The sequence below is a fragment of the Kocuria cellulosilytica genome, assembly GCF_040981245.1.
GTDB lineage: Bacteria > Actinomycetota > Actinomycetes > Actinomycetales > Micrococcaceae > Kocuria > Kocuria cellulosilytica.
The window spans coordinates 185,557-202,082 of sequence record NZ_JAVFWZ010000005.1 but is presented as its reverse complement, the minus strand read 5'-3'; the positions used below and the strand labels follow the sequence as shown (position 1 = coordinate 202,082).

Annotated in this window: 16 protein-coding genes and 2 tRNA genes; 8 read left to right on the top strand and 10 right to left on the bottom strand. The window is 74.9% G+C overall.

Annotated features, from left to right (window positions below; all coding sequences use genetic code 11):
* The first annotated feature begins 11 nt into the window (after positions 1-11).
* The 5 genes from RCG67_RS10160 (at position 12) to RCG67_RS10140 (ending at position 4,610) form a co-directional block, all read left to right on the top strand.
* Complete coding sequence (locus RCG67_RS10160) at positions 12-1,109, top strand: PP2C family protein-serine/threonine phosphatase (RefSeq protein WP_368826005.1); 1,098 nt, start codon at positions 12-14, stop codon at positions 1,107-1,109.
* Positions 1,106-3,061, top strand: a complete 1,956-nt coding sequence (locus RCG67_RS10155; RefSeq protein ID WP_368826004.1) for a glycosyltransferase family 2 protein — start codon at positions 1,106-1,108, stop codon at positions 3,059-3,061. The genes RCG67_RS10160 and RCG67_RS10155 overlap by 4 nt, the downstream gene beginning before the upstream one ends.
* A complete protein-coding gene (locus tag RCG67_RS10150; protein ID WP_058875326.1) occupies positions 3,045-3,377 on the top strand; it encodes an STAS domain-containing protein in 333 nt (110 codons plus the stop codon). Before RCG67_RS10155 ends, RCG67_RS10150 begins: the two co-directional genes overlap by 17 nt.
* Positions 3,370-3,801 (top strand): ATP-binding protein, encoded by a 432-nt coding sequence (locus RCG67_RS10145; RefSeq protein WP_368826003.1) that lies wholly within the window; start codon positions 3,370-3,372, stop codon positions 3,799-3,801. The genes RCG67_RS10150 and RCG67_RS10145 overlap by 8 nt, the downstream gene beginning before the upstream one ends.
* Positions 3,802-4,019: 218 nt before the next feature.
* The gene (locus RCG67_RS10140) at positions 4,020-4,610 is read left to right on the top strand and encodes a glycosyltransferase family 2 protein (protein ID WP_368826002.1); all 591 of its coding nucleotides are present in this window, start codon (positions 4,020-4,022) and stop codon (positions 4,608-4,610) included.
* 13 nt (positions 4,611-4,623) lie between these two features.
* On the opposite strand, the gene RCG67_RS10135 is transcribed toward RCG67_RS10140, so the two are convergent.
* The 4 genes from RCG67_RS10135 to RCG67_RS10120 all read right to left on the bottom strand — a co-directional run bounded on the left by RCG67_RS10135 (position 4,624) and on the right by RCG67_RS10120 (position 8,159).
* Entirely contained in the window at positions 4,624-4,944 is a 321-nt protein-coding gene (locus RCG67_RS10135; RefSeq protein WP_368826001.1) for a hypothetical protein, read from the bottom strand.
* Positions 4,945-5,003: 59 nt separating this feature from the next.
* The gene (locus RCG67_RS10130; protein WP_368826000.1) at positions 5,004-5,468 is read right to left on the bottom strand and encodes a hypothetical protein; all 465 of its coding nucleotides are present in this window, start codon (positions 5,466-5,468) and stop codon (positions 5,004-5,006) included.
* A gap of 118 nt (positions 5,469-5,586) precedes the next feature.
* On the bottom strand, positions 5,587-6,570 hold the full coding sequence (locus RCG67_RS10125; RefSeq protein ID WP_368825999.1) for an NAD(P)H-quinone oxidoreductase: 984 nt from the start codon (positions 6,568-6,570) through the stop codon (positions 5,587-5,589).
* A gap of 152 nt (positions 6,571-6,722) precedes the next feature.
* Positions 6,723-8,159, bottom strand: coding sequence for a cryptochrome/photolyase family protein (locus RCG67_RS10120; protein ID WP_368825998.1), 1,437 nt, complete (start codon positions 8,157-8,159; stop codon positions 6,723-6,725).
* A gap of 97 nt (positions 8,160-8,256) precedes the next feature.
* Between RCG67_RS10120 and RCG67_RS10115 the strand changes: the two genes are divergently transcribed.
* A tRNA-Ser gene (locus RCG67_RS10115) sits at positions 8,257-8,344 on the top strand.
* A gap of 67 nt (positions 8,345-8,411) precedes the next feature.
* On the opposite strand, the gene RCG67_RS10110 is transcribed toward RCG67_RS10115, so the two are convergent.
* Complete coding sequence (locus RCG67_RS10110; RefSeq protein WP_368825997.1) at positions 8,412-10,376, bottom strand: FAD/NAD(P)-binding protein; 1,965 nt, start codon at positions 10,374-10,376, stop codon at positions 8,412-8,414.
* Positions 10,377-10,440: 64 nt separating this feature from the next.
* Between RCG67_RS10110 and RCG67_RS10105 the strand changes: the two genes are divergently transcribed.
* Positions 10,441-12,558 carry a prolyl oligopeptidase family serine peptidase gene (locus RCG67_RS10105; protein WP_368825996.1) on the top strand — a complete coding sequence of 706 codons (2,118 nt, stop codon included), beginning with the start codon at positions 10,441-10,443 and terminating at the stop codon, positions 12,556-12,558.
* A 13-nt stretch (positions 12,559-12,571) separates the two neighbouring features.
* On the opposite strand, the gene RCG67_RS10100 is transcribed toward RCG67_RS10105, so the two are convergent.
* From RCG67_RS10100 to RCG67_RS10080, 5 genes are all read right to left on the bottom strand, one after another.
* Positions 12,572-12,982 (bottom strand): phage holin family protein, encoded by a 411-nt coding sequence (locus tag RCG67_RS10100; protein WP_058875318.1) that lies wholly within the window; start codon positions 12,980-12,982, stop codon positions 12,572-12,574.
* A 12-nt stretch (positions 12,983-12,994) separates the two neighbouring features.
* Positions 12,995-13,387 carry a spore germination protein GerW family protein gene (locus RCG67_RS10095; protein ID WP_368825995.1) on the bottom strand — a complete coding sequence of 131 codons (393 nt, stop codon included), beginning with the start codon at positions 13,385-13,387 and terminating at the stop codon, positions 12,995-12,997.
* A 173-nt stretch (positions 13,388-13,560) separates the two neighbouring features.
* Positions 13,561-13,649, bottom strand: a tRNA-Ser gene (locus RCG67_RS10090).
* Positions 13,650-13,711: 62 nt separating this feature from the next.
* Positions 13,712-14,818 carry a glycosyltransferase gene (locus tag RCG67_RS10085; RefSeq protein WP_368825994.1) on the bottom strand — a complete coding sequence of 369 codons (1,107 nt, stop codon included), beginning with the start codon at positions 14,816-14,818 and terminating at the stop codon, positions 13,712-13,714.
* Positions 14,819-14,823: 5 nt separating this feature from the next.
* A complete protein-coding gene (locus tag RCG67_RS10080; RefSeq protein WP_368825993.1) occupies positions 14,824-14,946 on the bottom strand; it encodes a hypothetical protein in 123 nt (40 codons plus the stop codon).
* Between the two features lie 108 nt (positions 14,947-15,054).
* Between RCG67_RS10080 and RCG67_RS10075 the strand changes: the two genes are divergently transcribed.
* Positions 15,055-16,512: a lipopolysaccharide biosynthesis protein gene (locus RCG67_RS10075; protein WP_368825992.1), complete on the top strand. Its 1,458-nt coding sequence runs from the start codon at positions 15,055-15,057 to the stop codon at positions 16,510-16,512.
* The last annotated feature ends 14 nt before the right edge of the window (positions 16,513-16,526 follow it).

Sequence of the window (16,526 nt, the reverse complement as noted above, 5' to 3'; positions counted from 1 at the left end):
TTAATGAGTCCATGACCCCCTCCCCCCAGGGTCGCCGTGCCGTCGTGATCGAAGACCACGACGACATCCGCCACCTCCTCGCCCAGACCATCGGCATGCGCGGCTTCGCCGTGACGACCGCCGCGACCGGCCTCGAGGGACTCGAGGCCGTGCGCCGCGACGGCGCCGACCTCATCACCCTGGACCTCAACCTCCCGGACCTCGACGGGCTGGAGGTCTGCCGGCGGGTCCGGCAGTTCTCCGACGCCTACCTGCTCATGGTCACGGCCCGCCCGGGCGAGATCGACCGGCTGGAGGGCCTCGAGCTCGGGGCGGACGACTACATCAGCAAGCCGTTCAGCCCGCGGGAGCTCCAGGCCCGGATCGAGGCGATGTTCCGCCGGCCGCGCGCCCGGGCGGAGCAGGCCGACGCCGAGGAGCTGCGCCGCGCGGCCGAGGTCCAGCGCAGCCTGCTGCCCGCCGCCGCGCCGTCCGTGCCCGGCTACGACGTGGCCGGCGCGTGCCGGCCCTCCCGCAGCGTGGGCGGGGACTTCTTCGACTGGTACACGACCGAGGGCGGGCTGCAGGTCTCCCTGGCCGACGCCATGGGCAAGGGCATGGGCGCCGCGCTCATCGCCGCCACGGTGCGGGCCGTGCTGCGCTCCGCGGCCGGGCAGCCGGACATGGCGCAGGCCTTCCGCGACACGTGCCGGCACCTCGAGCAGGACCTCGCCCACTCCAACTCCTTCGTCACGCTCTTCCACGCCCGCCTGGACACGGCCGACGGGACCGTGGCCTACGTCGACGCGGGCCACGGGCTGGGACTGCACGTGCGCGCGGACGGGACCGACCGGCTGCGCCCGGGAGGCCCGCCGGTGGGGGCCGTGCCCGGGACGCAGTGGGTGCCCGGCCGGATCGTGCTCGCGCCCGGCGACGCGCTCGTCGTCGTCAGCGACGGCCTCCTCGACGCCTACGAGGACGTCGACGACGCCGTGCGGGCGGTCGCGGACGTGGCCGCCCGCCACGAGGACGCCCAGGCGGTCTGCTCGGCGGTCCTCGACCTGGCCGCCGGGGAGTCCCGCTCCGACGACGTCACCGCCGTGGTGGTCCGGCGCCGGACCGCCCCGTGAACCGCTTCCTCGTCCGGCTGCTGGTCGTCCTGACCCTCCTGCTCGGCGTCAACTACATCGCCTGGCGCTGGCTCGAGTCGCTGAACTGGGCCGCGTGGTGGATCGCCGTGCCCCTCGTGCTCGCCGAGACGTACAGCCTGATCGACGTCTCGCTCTTCGGGCTCACCGTGTGGCGGCTCCGGCGCCGGGGCGAGGCCGGCGCCCCGCCCGCGGGCGCCACGGTCGACGTCTTCATCACCACCTACGACGAGCCCCTCGACCTCGTGATGGGCACCGCCCTGGCGGCCCAGGCCGTCCGGCACCCGCACAGCACGTGGATCCTCGACGACGGCGCCCGCCCCGAGCTGGCGGCGCTGGCCGCCGAGCACGGGCTGGGCTACCTGACGCGCAGCGAGGACTGGGCCGACCGGCCGCGCCACGCCAAGGCCGGCAACCTCAACAACGCCCTGATGACCACCCAGGGCGAGTTCCTGCTGATCCTCGACGCCGACCAGGTCCCGGACCCGGAGATCCTGGACCGCACCCTGGGCTGGTTCAACGACCGCAGGGTGGCGCTGGTGCAAACGCCCCAGTGGTTCGTCAACGTGCCCCGGCACGACCCGCTCGGCAGCCAGGCCCCCCTGTTCTACGGCCCCATCCAGCAGGGCAAGGACGGCTGGAACGCCGCCTTCTTCTGCGGCTCCAATGCGATCCTGCGCCGGGAGGCGCTCATGCAGCTCGGGCTCGCGGGCTACGTCCGCGAGGTCGAGCAGGACGTCCGGAACGCGCTCGCCCGCACGCGGGCCGCGCTGCGGAAGGCGCGGCGGTCCCCGGAGGCCGCGAACCCCGTCGTCGCCGGCATGCTCGACGACGTCGAGGCCGCCATCGAGCGGGCCCGCGCCGAGCTGAAGGCCGGGGCCCCCCTGACCGAGCTGACCTACCGGCTGCAGCGGGAGGTGGACGCCGCGGCCCGGCGGACGGTCACCCGGGACTTCGCCCAGATCGAGGCCGACCTCGCCTCGATCGCCGCCCTGGAGCTGCCCCCGGAGGACGGCATGGTGTGGCCGGACGAGCTCGCCGCCGCCGTGGAGCGGATGTCCCGCCGCGACCTCTCCCCGCTGGCCGCCGTGGAGCCGGTCCGGGAGGTGCTCGAGGCGGTCTCCGTGGACCGGCCCGGCGAGGCCCAGCCGGTGATGCCGCTGGCGACGATCTCGGTCACCGAGGACATGGCCACCGCGATGCGCCTGCACGGACTGGGCTGGCGCAGCGTCTACCACCACGAGGTCCTCGCCCACGGCCTGGCCCCCGAGGACCTCGGGACCATGCTCACCCAGCGCCTGCGCTGGGCGCAGGGCACGGTGCAGGTCCTGCTCCGGGAGAACCCGCTGCTGCAGCGCCGGCTCGGCTGGGGGCAGCGGCTCATGTACTTCGCCACGATGTGGAGCTACCTCAGCGGTTTCGCCGCCGTCGTCTACTTCGCCGCCCCCATCGTGTACCTGGTGCTGGGCATCCTGCCGGTCACGAGCCTCAGCTGGGACTTCTTCGTCCGCTTCATCCCGTTCATGGTGGTGAACCAGCTGCTGTTCCTGGTGGTGGGCCGCGGCATCCCCACGTGGCGGGGCCAGCAGTACAGCCTGGCGCTGTTCCCCGTCTGGATCAGGGCGTGCACCACGGCCGCGCGCAACGTGTGGTTCGGCCGGCCCCTCGGCTTCGCGGTCACGCCCAAGGTGCGGCAGGACGCCGGTCCCGCCTGGCACCTGGTCCGGCCCCAGCTGGTGGTGATGGGGCTGCTGGCGGCGGCGCTCGTGGTGGGCACCGTCCGCCTGGTGACCGGGCTGAACGAACCCGTGGGAACCCTGGTCAACGTGGCCTGGGTCGCCTTCGACCTGGCGGTGCTGAGCGTGCTCGTCTCCGCCGCGAGATATCCGGGCTTCGAGCCCGAGGAGAGGAGTGCCGATGCAGTTCACGGTTGAGCAGAAGCCGAGGTTCGCCCACATCACGGGGACCGGACGGCTCAACATGGTGGGAGCGCCCAAGCTCCGGGAGGTCGTGACGAAGGTCGTCGACGAGGGCAGCAACCACGTGGTGGTCGACCTCGGCGGCACCGAGTTCATGGACTCCTCCGGCCTGGGCGCGCTCATCGGGTGCCTCAAGCTGGCCCGCCAGGCCGGCGGGGACCTGCGGATCGCCAACGTCCGCCCCCAGGTGCGCATGGTCCTCGAGCTCACCAGCATGCACCGCGTCCTGACCCCATACGACACCGCCGACGCGGCCTTCGCCGATGACTGAGGCCGGTTCCCGCCGCTCGCGCCGGGGCCCGGCCGAGGCCGGGACGGTGGACGCCCTGCACGACGACCTGGACGCGCTGTGGGACGAGGCCGGGTTCGTGCCCGAGGCCGACCGGATGGCCTTCACCCTCGCGGTCGTGGAGGCGGCCGGCAACGTGGTGGTCCACGCGGTGCCCGCGGCGGAGGAGCCGATCGAGCTCGCGGTGGAGCTGGCCGCGGACCCGCAGCGGCTGGAGGCACGGATCTACGAGATCGGCGCCGCCCCGGCCCAGGTGGACCTCACCGGGCCCATGGCGCACGAGCACCACGAGTCCGGCCGCGGGCTCGCGCTGATCCAGGCACTGGTCAGCCGCGTGGTGTTCGAGCGGCACGGGGACACGAACGTCTGGAAGCTGTGCCGGGAGTGCGGCCCGGCCGAGGCGTAGCGCCCCGCGGCACCCCCGATCTGCGGTCCCGCCAGGCCGGACGTCCCCTGATTTGCGGATGCAATCTGTCGGTCCCGGTGCCTAGACTTCGACTCAGGACAACACGTCAGGGGGCTCACGTTGTCACCGCAAGCAATCGTTCAGGGACCGGTCCGGCGCCTCGCCGCGGGGGGACGCCGGCGGCGGACCGCACCCCGAGCACACCGGGAGAAGTCGTCATGATCGCCGCGATCATTCCCGCCCACGACGAGGCGGCGCGCGTCCAGCACGCGGTCACCTCCCTCCACCGCCAGACCCGTCCGCCGGAGCGCATCCTCGTGATGTCGGACGACTCCACCGACGCCACCGTCGAGGTCGCGCTGGACGCCGGCGCCGAGGTCCTGCTCACCGTGGACAACCGCCACCGCCGGGCCGGGGCGCTGAACCAGGCCCTGGCCACCGTCCGGATGGACGCGGACGACCTGGTGCTGGTCCTCGAGCCGGGGGTCCGGCTGCCACCGGGCTTCCTGGCCCGTGCCCTGGCGGCCCTCCAGGACCGCAACGTGGGAGCCGTCTCCGCCCGGCCCACCGCCGTCGGCGGCGCCGCGGCCCTGATCCGGCGGCAGGCGCTCGAGGACGTCCACCGCTCCTTCGGCCGCTACTGCGACGAGGGCCCCGTGACCGGCCAGATGCGTCTCGCCCTGGACCTCGAGGCCGTCGGCTGGCGTCTCGGCCCGCCCGTGGAGGCCGAGGAGGACCTGCCGGCCCCGGCCGAGCACGGCGCCCCCGTGCCGGTGGCGCTCGTCGGGGCGGAGCCGGCGGCCGCGTGAGCCGCCGGGCCGCTCAGTCGCGGACGGTGCGGCCCACGACGACGGCCGCCGCGCCCGCCAGGACCGTGGTGGTCAGGCACCCGATCGGGATCGGCAGGCAGCACCCGCCCACCGTGACGTTCGTGCCGCGGCGGGTCCGGGTGGACCAGCCGGGGAAGGGCAGCATCCGGAAGCCGGAGCGGTGCCCGGACGTCCCGCCCCGGCGGCCGGGCAGGTCGTAGCCGGGTCCGAAGCGGCCGGGGCCCCCGCGGCCGGGACGGCCGAGGGGCGAGCGGGACCAGCGGGCGTCGAACTCGTCGTCGGCCGCGCGGTAGTCGAAACCGGAAGCGTTCATGCCGCCCATCAAACCATCAGCAGGCTGTCGGGTCCACCCTGCCGCGGGCGGGGATGGGCTCAGCCGCGCTGCAGCAGCTCCCCGGCGCGCTCCACGTGCTCCCGCACCGCCTCGGCCCGGCGGACGACCGCGTCCAGCCGGTGGGCCGCGCTCTCGTCGTCGGCGCGCATGAACCGGGCCATGGTGAGGGCCTCCGCGGCCTGGGCCATCGCGTTGCCGGCCCGGGAGAGCTCACGGTGGACGTCGTTGAGGTAGCCGCCCGGGGAGGCCGGGATGTCGTAGCTGCGGCTCGGCGCCGTGCGCTGCGCCGCGGCGCACACGGCCCGCACCTCCGGCAGCAGATCGGCGAGCGCGTTGGCGGTGGGCACCACGGACTGCGCGAGCGACTTGTCGGGGAGGCTCTCGAGGATCTGGTGAAAGCGGTCCAGGCCCCGGCGGAACCGGTCGTGGGCGCGGCGCCACACGCCCAGCCCGAGCTCGGCCTCGTCACGGCGAGCGGCGCGGTAGTCGCGCAGGAATGCCACGGGCGGTCCTTTCAGGAGGGGACGGTCCATCCTACGGCGCGGCGGCCCGCCTCCAGCGCGCACGCGGCGAGGACGGGGCGCCGCGACGGCGGGCCGGCGCGGGGCCGGGCCGGTGCGCTCACGGCACGAGCAGGACCTTGCCGATGTGCGTGCCGGAGTCGAAGTACTCGTGGGCCCGCGCGACCTCGTCCAGGGGGAAGGTGCGGTCGACGACCGGGCGGACGGCCCCGGACTCGACGTGCGGCCACACGTGCTCGTGCACGGCGGCCATGATCCGGGTCTTCTCCGCGACGGGCCGTGGGCGCAGCGTGGTGCCGATCACGGCGGCACGCTTGGCCATGAGCTTGCCGAGGTCCAGCTCCCCCTTCCGCCCGCCCTGGGTGGCGATGACCGCGATCCGCCCGCTGGTGGCCAGCGCGTCCAGGTTGCGCCCGAGGTAGGACCCGCCCACGACGTCGAGCACGATGTCGGCGCCGCGTCCGTCCGTGAGCTCCCGCACGCGCTCGACGAAGTCCTCCTGCCGGTAGTCGATCGTCTCCGCGCCGAGCCGCCGTGCAGCCTCGGCCTTCTCCGGGCCGCCGACCGTGGTCAGCACCCGCAGCCCGAGCGCCCGGCACATCTGGACGGCGTTCGTGCCGATGCCGCCCGTGCCCCCGTGCACCAGGATCGTCTCGCCCTCGCGGGCGGCGGCGGCCATGAAGACGTTGGAGAACACCGTGGCGCACACCTCCGGCAGCCCGGCGGCGGCCACCAGGTCCACCCCGGCGGGCGCGGGCAGGACCTGACCGGCCGGGACCACGACCTCCTCGGCGTAGCCGCCGGAGTCCAGCAGGGCCACGACCTCGTCCCCGGGCGAGAGGCCGGCCCCGGCCGGCACCGCGGGACCGAGCTCCTGCACCGTGCCCGAGACCTCGAGGCCGAAGACGTCCGAGGCGCCGGGCGGGACCGGGTACCTGCCCTGCCGCTGCATGACGTCGGCCCGGTTGATCCCGGCGGCGCGGACCCGGATCCGCACGCCGCCGGGCGTGAGCTCCGGGGCGGGGACCTCGGCGACGGCGAGGACCTCCGGTCCGCCGGGGGTGGTCTCGAGCACTGCGCGCATGGTGGGGCCTTCCGGTCGGGGGCGACGTGCGCTCCCATTGTGGCCCGGGGCGGGGACCCGGTCACCCGGCGTCGGCCCGTGGCGAACAGCGGCCCGCGGTGCTCGGCGGATCCAGAGCTCAGCCGATCGAAGTGCCCAGCGGATCGAGGTGCTCAGCGGATCGAGGCGTAGGCGTCCAGGGCCCGGCCGCGACTGGCCGGCAGGTCCACGACCGGCGCGGGGTAGCCCACCGCGGGGCCGAGCAGGCCGGGCTCGTGCGGGTCCACGCCCTCGTCGCCGGCCAGCTCGGGGATCCAGCGGCGGATGTAGCGGGCCTCGGGGTCGAACTTCCGGCCCTGGGTCAGCGGGTTGAAGATGCGGAAGAACGGGCTCGCGTCCGCGCCGGAGCCGGCGACCCACTGCCAGTTCCCCGGCCCGCACGCGGGCTCGGCGTCCACGAGCGTCTCCCAGAACCACTGCTCCCCGGCCCGCCAGTCGACCAGCAGGTTCTTGGTGAGCAGGGAGCCGGCGACCATCCGGACCCGGTTGTGCATCCAGCCCGTGGCCCGCAGCTGCCGCATGCCCGCGTCCACGAGCGGGAGGCCGGTGCGCCCCTCCTGCCAGGCCCGGACGTCGGCGGCGGCCTCCGCCGGGTCCCGCCACGGGAACGCGTCGAAGGCCGGGCGGACGTGGCGCACGTGCAGGTCCGGCACCTGGTGGAGCAGGTGCCAGTTGAACTCCCGCCAGCCCAGCTCGGCCAGGAACCGCTCCAGTCCCGGGCTGCTCCCCTGCTCGGCGCGGTGCCGGATGGCCGCGTCCCACACCGCGAAGGGGCTGATCTCGCCCCACCGCAGGTGCGGGGAGAGCCGGCTCGTGCCGTCCCGGTCGGGCCGGTCGTGGCCCTCGGCGTAGTCCTCGACACGGTCCAGGAAGTCGTCCAGCCGCTCCCACGCGGTGGCCTCCCCGGGGGTCCACGCCGCGTCCAGTCCGGCCGCGCGCTCGGCGGACGGCTGCAGGCCCCAGTCGTCCTGGTCCTCGGCGCCGGCGGCGGACGCGGCCTCCGCGGCCGCGCCCCGGCCCGCGCCGGGGGCGGGCAGCGGCTGCCGGATCTCCAGGGTCCGGAGGGCCTTCCAGAACGGGGTGAACACCTTGTACGGGCCCCCGGCCCCGGTGCGCAGGGTCCACGGCTCGTGCAGCAGCGCGGCCTGGAACGAGTGCGCCTCCACCCCGTGCTCGGCGCACCACTGCTTGACCCCGGCGTCCACGGCGAGCTCGGGCCCGCCGTAGCGGCGGTTCCAGGTGATCCCGCCGGCTCCCGTGCGCCCGAGGACCTCGGGGAGCACGTGCTCCGCCGGGCCGCGGCGCAGCACGAGGGGGATGCCCAGCGCGCGGAGGGACTCCCGCAGGGACCGCAGCGACCCGTCCAGCCACCACCTCGTGGCCGCGCCGAGGGGCCGGACCCCCTCGGACTCCTCGTCCAGGACGTAGAGGGCCAGCACCGAGCCCCGCCGGCACGCGGCGTCGAGGGCGGGGTGGTCCGTGACGCGCAGATCGTCCCGGAACCACACGATCGTCGTCGTCCCGCGGGCGGGGCTCTCGGGTGCGTCCACGCGCTCACCCTACCCGGGCTTTGGCGGCGTTCCGGGCGCCGTGGAAGAATGGGCTGCGCGCTCCGCCGCCCCCCCACCCGGGGCCGGCCGGGCACGGGGAAGGTTGTCCGAGCGGCCTAAGGAGCCGGTCTTGAAAACCGGTGTGCGGTGACCCCGTACCAAGGGTTCAAATCCCTTACCTTCCGCCCCGCACGAGGCCCCCGCCGCACCCGCCGGCGGGGGCCTTCGCGCGTCCCGGCCCGGGACCGCGGATCAGGCCGCGGCGGGGTGCGCGTCCAGCACCGCCTCGGCGATGCGGTCGGCGTCCGCGAGGGTCCGGGCGCCCAGTTCCGCGGACGCGCCGGCCTCCGCGGCGATCGCCACGCCCCACTGGACCGCCGAGAGCTGCAGGCCGAGCACCAGCACGCCGGGCTCCACGCCGCCGTCGACGCGCACGGCCCGGTGCGGAGGGCGGGTGACGTCCAGTCCGGTGCCCGGCACGGTGGCCACGCCGTCCCGGGTCTCCATCGCCCGGACCCGCACCAGGCCCTCCCGGTGCATCGCGGACAGCAGCGGGGAGATGTTGCGCCGGACGTCGTTGGGCGGGGACATGGCCTCCACGAGATGCTCGGCGCGGAAGGGCTCGTCCTTGACCCAGGGGGAGCTCGCCACGAACCGGCCCTCCTCCTCGTCCACCCGGAACTGCGGGTCCGGGCCGAGGAAGCGCACCACGCCGGCCCGCGCCAGCGCCGCCAGCTGCTGGGTCCGCAGCACCGGCGGCCCGGAGGCGAGGCCCTCCACGAACGGCTCGAACGCGCGCCGCAGCTCGTCGGTCCAGGAGGCGTCGCCGATCCCGATGTCCGCGAGCACGGCCTTGAGCACGGTGCGGGCGGCGTTGAGCGAGGCGACCGCCATCTGCAGCGGGTCGTCCTCACCGGCCAGGGCACCGTGCACGTCCCGGTCCAGGTGGTGCACCACGGCCGCCGCGTACTCGTCGTGGGAGGCGAAGCTGAGCCCCTCGAAGGGGCGGGCGAGCCGGATGGCGTTGAGCTGCCGGCCCGGGACCACGGCGGACGCGATGAGCCGCTCGGCCCGGGACGTCCACGGCCCCTCGGGGTGGTCGTCCCCCGTGCCGAGCACGGCGTCGAAGCGCGCCAGGAACTGCCCCGGGTCGGTCTCGAAGGCGTCCGGGGCGGTCCGCGCCAGGACGGTGTAGTAGTTCCACTGCGCGTCCTTGCGGATCAGCGGATAGAGGTCCGTCTCGAAGGACAGCGGTCCCTCCGCGCGCGCCGCGAGCGCCCGCACGGCGTCGAGGGTGAAGAACCGGGTGACCAGGGAGGACGCGTAGTAGCCCTCGAGCACCGCCTTGGAGCGGTACGGGGCGCCGCGCCGGGAGCCGGCCACGATCACGGGCTCCCGCCCGGACGGGTGGTAGACGTAGCGCTCCCCCTCCTGGGTGTAGATCCCGCCGCGGCCCTCGGTCACCTGGGCCAGGACGTCGCAGAAGTTCAGCCCCATCCCGCGCACCAGGACCGTCTCCCCGGCCGGCAGGTCCTCCCAGTGCACGTCGGCGGGCACGGCCGGCGGCCAGTAGGTCAGCCCGGACTCCGCGGCGCCGTCCACCAGCTCCTGCTGGTCCGGGCGCAGATCGGCGTCGAGGTGGCCGAGGGCGAGCACCACGGCGTCGGCCGGCAGGTTCTGCCCGCCGCTGATCTCCACGTCGTAGCGGTGCCGGGCGTGCTCGCGCACGTGCACGCCCACGGCCTCGGCCCGGTGCACGGTCAGCTGGACCGAGCCCGGGAGCGCGTCCTGCAGGGCGCGGAAGACCCAGGCGAGGTACACGCCGTACATCCGCCGGGAGGGATAGGACTGGGGCGTCATCCGGGTGAGGTGCGCGGCGTCGTCGGGGTCCACGGCGATCTCCCCGGACACGGCCGCGAGCCGCCAGTGCTCGAAGCTCATGTTCCGCAGCGGCTCGAGCGGGTCCACGGGCAGCACGCCGTCGTCGGCGATCACCGTGGGGTACACCGAGGGCGTGTTCATGAGGTACAGCGGGGACTGGTTCGTCCGCCACACGTGCCCCGGGCCGGGCGGGAAGGGGTCCACGACGTCGACGCGGACCCGGGTGCCCGAGGCCGCCGCACGCGCCGTGAGCCGCTCCACCACCGACAGCCCGCGGGGGCCCGCCCCGATCACCGTGACCCGCCGTTCGCTGCCTGCCCTGCCCGTTGCGCTCATGACCCTCAGGGTATCGACCCCCGCGGCGGGCCACGGGCACGGGCCTGCGCCTACGATGGCGGTCATGACCGAGACCGCGCAGACCGCCGCCCGCCCGACCGCCGAGCAGCCGCACGACGAGAACCTGTGGCTCGAGGAGATCACGGGGGCCGCGCCCCTGGAGTGGGTCGCGGAGCAGAACGCGCGCACCCTGGCGGCGCTCGAGAGCCCGCGGCTGCGGCGCCTCGAGGCCGACGTGCTCGAGGTCATGGACTCGACCGAGCGGATCCCCATGGTCTCCAAGCACGGGCCGCACTACTACAACTTCTGGCGCGACGCCGAGCACCCGCGCGGCGTCTTCCGCCGCACCACGTGGGAGTCCTGGCTGAGCGAGGACACCCGGTGGGAGGTCCTGCTCGACGTCGACGCGCTGGCCGCCGAGGAGGGCGTCGACTGGGTCTGGGGCGGGGCCCGGCTGCTGCGCCCGCAGTACACCGGCGGGCTGCACCGGCGGGCGCTCCTGAGCCTCTCCCCCGACGGCGGCGACGCGAAGCGGGTGCGCGAGTTCGACCTCGAGGAGCGCCGGTTCGTGCCCGGCGGCTTCGACGTCCCCACGGCGAAGTCGTCCGTGACGTGGGTGGACGCCGACACCCTGCACGTGGGCACCGACTTCGGCCCCGGGTCGATGACCACGTCCTCCTATCCCCGCACGGTCCGCGTCCTGCGCCGAGGGCAGGCCCTGGCCGAGGCCCGGCAGGCGTTCGAGGTGGCCGAGGACCACGTCCAGGCGGTGCTCGTGCGCGACCACACCCCGGGCTTCGTCCGGGACGTGGCCGTCGACGTGGTGGACTTCTTCTCCTCCCGCACCTACCTGCTGCGGGACGGCGGGCCCGTGCACGTCGACGTCCCCGACTCGGTGACGGTGGACCTGCACCGGCAGTGGCTGCTGCTGCGCCCGCAGGAGGAGCTGGAGCTGGACGGGACCGTGCACCCGGCCGGATCGCTGCTGGCGGCGGAGCTCGAGGCGTTCCTGGCCGGGGACCGGTCCGTGGCCGCCGTTTTCGTCCCGGACGAGCGCACCTCCCTCCAGTCCTGGTCCTGGACGGCCGACCGGCTGATCCTCGGCCTGCTGCAGGACGTCTCCTCGGTGGTGCGGGTCGCCGAGCCGGGCCCGTGGACCTCGACCGAGCTGCCCGGGGCGCCGGCGCTGCACAGCGTGGACGCCTACGCCGTCGACGACGAGGACCCGGAGGCGGGCAACGACTACTGGCTCGTGGCCACGGGCTTCCTCACCCCCACCACCGTGTCCCGCGGGACCCTCCCCGTCGGCGGCGGGGAGGAGGCGCCGCCGCGCACTGCGCGGACCGCGCCGGCGTTCTTCGACGCGGCCGGGCTCTCGGTCGAGCAGCACTTCGCGGTCTCCGCGGACGGCACCCGGGTGCCCTACTTCCAGGTGGGCCCCTCGGACCCGGTCCTCGACGGGGGCAGCCCGACGCTGCTCTCCGGCTACGGGGGCTTCGAGGTCTCCCGGACCCCCGCCTACTCCGGGGCCCTCGGCCGGTCCTGGCTGACCCGCACCGACGACGCCGGGCGCTCCGGCGTCTACGTGCTCGCCAACATCCGCGGCGGCGGGGAGTACGGCCCGGCGTGGCACCGTGCGGCCCTGCAGGGGAACCGGCACCGGGCGTACGAGGACTTCGCGGCCGTCGCGGCGGACCTGCAGGCCCGCGGGGTGTGCAGGCGGGAGACGCTCGCGTGCTCGGGCGGCTCCAACGGCGGGCTGCTCGTGGGGAACATGCTCACCGGGCACCCCGAGCTGTTCGGGGCGGTCTCCTGCGGGGTGCCCCTGCTGGACATGCGCCGGTACACGAAGCTCTCGGCGGGCCACTCCTGGATCGCGGAGTACGGCGACCCGGACGACCCCGAGCAGTGGGAGTCCGTGCGCACCTTCTCGCCGTACCACCTGCTGGAGGAGGGGCGGGACTACCCGCCCGTCCTGTTCTGGACGGCCACGAGCGACGACCGCGTGGGGCCCGTCCAGGCGCGCAAGGCGGCGGCGCGGATGCTCGGGATGGGCTACGAGGACGTGTGGTTCTACGAGGCCACCGAGGGCGGGCACGCGGGCGCGGGCGACAACAAGCAGGCGGCCCGCCTGCACGCGCTCTCCCACGAGTTCCTGTGGACGGCGCTGCACCGGGGCTGAGCCCCGGCGCGGGTCAGCGCTTCTCGCGCTCGGGGACGAGCCAGCCCATCAGGAGGGAGACCACTCCGATGATCAGGGTGGCGAGCACCGCCGTCCAGAGGAAGGAGTCGAGCTCGAGCCGCAGCGGCGTGAACGAGCTCAGCCAGGACGTCAGCCACAGCATCGCCGCGTTCACCACGATGGCGAACAGCCCCAGCGTCAGGCACGTGATCGGCAGGGACAGGATGCTCAGCACGGGACGCACGACCGCGTTCACGACGCCGAAGACCAGGCCGACGAACAGGTAGGCCAGGACCGACGCCGCGGTCTCGCCCCCGACGGCCGAGACGACGGAGGGATCCGCGGCGATGCCCATCCCGGGCAGGATCCAGGCGGCCACCCAGATGGCGAGCGCGTTGACGAGGACACGGAGCAGGAACGACATGGCCCCATCCTCTCAGGAGCGGCGGGTGACGGCGGCCCAGCCCACCACCGTGATCGCGCCGCACAGCGCCAGGCCCAGCGTGAGGGCGATCCGCTCCGCGTGGACGGCGGGCCGCCACGTGACGCCGTCCCCCCGGACCACGTAGACCCCGGCCGGCTCGGCGCGCACGCCGTAGCCCACCCCCGAGCCGCTGCCCGAGCTGTCCTTCTCCTCGCCGGAGCCGCCGCCACCGCCGCCCCAGCCCCGGACGCGGGCGACGGGGACGACCGTGCTGCCGCCCACCTCGTAGGCCTCGCCGAAGACCCGGCGCACCGTCACGGCGTCGACGGCCTGCTCGAGGACGGAGCGGTCCGTGGTCCCGGCCCGCCAGGCGGGGACGGCGCGGTGCTGCTGCTGCTCGGACATGGTCTTCCCCCTGGGCTCGGACGTCGGCGGCGCGCTGGCCCTCAGTCTAGGAAGCCGCCCGTCCGCGGTCACCGGCGCGGGCCCAGATGACGGGCGGCACCGGGCGCCTCGAACGCGAAACACCCCGGACCGTAGGTCCGGGGTGTTTCGGATGTCCTGGGACATCACGGGCGCGGAGACGGGGGGATTTGAACCCCCGGTCGGGTTTAACCCCGACCCTTCATTAGCAGTGAAGTCCATTCGGCCGCTCTGGCACGTCTCCATCCGTGGCCCACCGCGCGGGTGGACAACACGGGCCAGCTTAAGCGAGGACCGGGCACGGGGTCAAAGCCTGCGGCGTCCGCGCCGCCCGGCGACCACTCCGCGGTAGAGCAGGTCCAGGTCCGCGGCGACCCGCTCGGACCCGTAGACGGAGCGGATCTCCGCCGCCATGGCCTCCGGGCCGAGCAGGTCCGGGTCCGCCACGACGTCCAGCACGGCCCGCCCGAAGGCCTCGGGGGTGCGCTCGGCCACGAGCCGTCCGTTGCCCGGGTGGACGAAGTCCCGCTGCCCGCCGAGGGCGCCCATGATCACCGGCCGCCCCGCGGCGAGGGCCTCGGCCGCCGCCACGCAGAAGGTCTCCGAGCGGCTGGGCAGCAGGAACACGTCGGCGGCGGACAGGCGCCGCTGCACCTCGTCCGCGCCGACGGCGCCCAGGAGCCGCACGCGGTCCCCGATCCCCCGGGCCCGCGCGCGGTCCCGGACGTCCTGCTCGAGCCCGCCGGAGCCGCACCAGGTGAGGCGCACGTCGTGGCCGGCGTCGCACAGCCAGGCCACGGTGTCGACCGCCAGGAGGGGGTCCTTGATGGCGCGCAGGGCGCCGACCGCGACGAGCTCGAGGGTGCGCGCCCGCGGCGGGGCCGTGACCTGCTCGGCGTGGTCGACCACGTTGCCGATCCGCTCGACCCGCTCCGCCGGCGCGAAGCGGCGCAGCACGTCGCACATCATGGTGCTCACGCCGGTGACGCGGTCCGGGACGCGCAGGATCCGGCGGAGCCCGGCGAGGCGCCGCCACACGGGCCCGTTCTGCTCGGGAGTGAGCACGCCGTTCCAGTGCTCCGTGTGCACCCACGGGCGGCGTCCCGCGAAGGGAAGGCAGACGAGCGCGGCCGAGAAGGGCATGGTGTGCAGGACGTCGGCGCCGGCCAGGTGGCGGCGGACCGCGGCCCACGCCCGCAGCACGGTGGCCGGGTGCAGGGGGTGGAACGGGAGCCGGAGCACCGGCACCCCGTCCCACTGCTCCTGGACGGCCGGACCGGTGCGCAGCAGCCGCACGTGCAGCACCCGGACGTCGTGGTGGCGGGCGGCGGCGCGCACGTGCCGGGGGACGAACGGCGTCTCCCCGGGCCGCTCCGCCGACGGGTACCAGGTGCTGACGACGAGCACGCGCACGGGGCTCAGCCCTTCCCCGCGCCGGGGCGGCCGGAGGCGTCGCCGGGCGCGGCGCACGCAGCGGTGCGCAGGGAGGTGCCGGAGGGGCTGCCGGACGGGCTGCTGGACGGGGCGGGGGCGGCGGTCATGGCACCAGCCTATCGGCGGGGCCGCACCCGGGGAGGTCCCGGGAGGGCGCCGGGGGCGCGGGTAGACTCGGGCCCGATGACCAGCCCCTCCCCCGGGTCGGCCGCCTGATGTCCCGGCTGCGCTCGATCCTCTTCCCGCCGCCCAACCACGCGAACACCGACAACCCCCTGGGGTCGGCGTTCGCGCTGACCGTGGTGGCCGTGTTCGTCCAGGGCCTGTCCCGCTTCGGCTACAGCGTCCTGGTGGGGCGCCTGCTGGGCCAGGAGACCCTGGGCGAGGTCAACCTGACGATCTCGCTGGCCCTGTTCCTCGTCCTGCTGTGGCCCCAGGCCTCGGGCACGGCCGCCTCGAAGTTCATCGCGATGGCCCGCGGCCGCCAGGACCCGGAGGGGCAGGCGGCCACGGCCTCCTTCGCCGCGACCAGCGCGGCGGCGGGGATGGCGCTGCTGTCCGTCTCAGCGGTGCTCTACGCCGCGTTCGTGCTCGAGCTCTCCTGGGGCTACGCGGTCTCGGCGGGCCTGCTGGTGCTCGCCCTGTCCGCCTACAACTTCGTGCGCGGGGTCCGCACGGGCAACAACCAGTTCGTGACGACGACGGCGTGGGACACCATCAGCTCGTTCCTCACCCTCACCCTGCTGCTGCTGGTCCTGCTCGCCGGCTGGCACTGGGCGCTGCTGCTGCCCCTGATCACCGGCTACACGGTCTACGCGCTGCCGTCCTGGCCCCGCCGCACCGGGGCCCGCCTCGACCCGGCGCGGCGCCGGGCGATCCTGGTCTTCACCGCCTGGGGGTCGGCCCACATCGTCGCGGCGACCGGCCTGATGCAGCTGTCCCTGGTGATCGGCGACGGCTTCGCCACGAAGGCCGAGGTCGGCCTCTACGCCTCCGCGGTGGCGCTGGCCACCCCCGCCAGCATGCTCTCCGGGGCGATGCTCACGGCCCTGTCCCCCAGCGTGGCCCGGATGTTCTCGGCCGGTGACACGGCGGGCCTCACGGGGCAGGTGGACGTCATCCTGCGGACCATGGTCACCGTGTTCCTCCCGGTGTTCGGGGTGGGCATCCTCTGGGCCGAGCCCGTGCTGCTGATCTTCGGCCGGGAGTACCAGGAGGCGGAGCCCCTCCTGGTGGTCCTGTTCTTCGCGGTCTCCGCCACGAGCTTCAACGCCGCGAATGCCCGGCTCAACGGCACCGAGCCCTGGGGGATCAAGGTGCTGGCGGCCGCCAACGGCCTCGGTCTGGGGCTGGGGGTGCTCACGATGCTCCTGCTGGGCCCGGAGCTGGGCATCATGGCCTCCGCCGTCGGCTACCTCGTGGGCTCGCTGCTGAGCTCGGTCCTGCCGCTGCTGGTGGTCTGGCGCCTCGACCGGATGGCGTGGGGCACGGTGCTGCTGCGGATCGTGGCCGGCTACGCGATGGTCCTGGGCGCCCTGCAGGTGCTGGGCCCGGACTTCCGGGTGCTGCCGGCGCTCGGGGCGACCGCCGTGTTCCTCGCGGTGTGGGCCGGGCTCAGCCTGCGGGACCTGCGGCCGGCGGTGCGCGCCGTGCGCGCCCGGCTGCGCCGCTGAGCCGGCCTCCCGCG

Bases quoted from the DNA above. Each gene is read 5' to 3' on its own strand.
- RCG67_RS10140 (WP_368826002.1), top strand. From the start codon at position 4,020: ATGATCGCCGCGATCATTCCCGCCCACGACGAGGCGGCGCGCGTCCAG.
- RCG67_RS10095 (WP_368825995.1), bottom strand. From the start codon at position 13,387: ATGTCCGAGCAGCAGCAGCACCGCGCCGTCCCCGCCTGGCGGGCCGGG.
- RCG67_RS10125 (WP_368825999.1), bottom strand. From the start codon at position 6,570: ATGCGCGCAGTGCTCGAGACCACCCCCGGCGGACCGGAGGTCCTCGCC.
- RCG67_RS10135 (WP_368826001.1), bottom strand. From the start codon at position 4,944: ATGAACGCTTCCGGTTTCGACTACCGCGCGGCCGACGACGAGTTCGAC.
- RCG67_RS10100 (WP_058875318.1), bottom strand. From the start codon at position 12,982: ATGTCGTTCCTGCTCCGTGTCCTCGTCAACGCGCTCGCCATCTGGGTG.
- RCG67_RS10150 (WP_058875326.1), top strand. From the start codon at position 3,045: ATGCAGTTCACGGTTGAGCAGAAGCCGAGGTTCGCCCACATCACGGGG.
- RCG67_RS10105 (WP_368825996.1), top strand. From the start codon at position 10,441: ATGACCGAGACCGCGCAGACCGCCGCCCGCCCGACCGCCGAGCAGCCG.
- RCG67_RS10075 (WP_368825992.1), top strand. From the start codon at position 15,055: ATGTCCCGGCTGCGCTCGATCCTCTTCCCGCCGCCCAACCACGCGAAC.
- RCG67_RS10110 (WP_368825997.1), bottom strand. From the start codon at position 10,376: ATGAGCGCAACGGGCAGGGCAGGCAGCGAACGGCGGGTCACGGTGATC.
- RCG67_RS10160 (WP_368826005.1), top strand. From the start codon at position 12: ATGACCCCCTCCCCCCAGGGTCGCCGTGCCGTCGTGATCGAAGACCAC.
- RCG67_RS10080 (WP_368825993.1), bottom strand. From the start codon at position 14,946: ATGACCGCCGCCCCCGCCCCGTCCAGCAGCCCGTCCGGCAGCCCCTCC.
- RCG67_RS10145 (WP_368826003.1), top strand. From the start codon at position 3,370: ATGACTGAGGCCGGTTCCCGCCGCTCGCGCCGGGGCCCGGCCGAGGCC.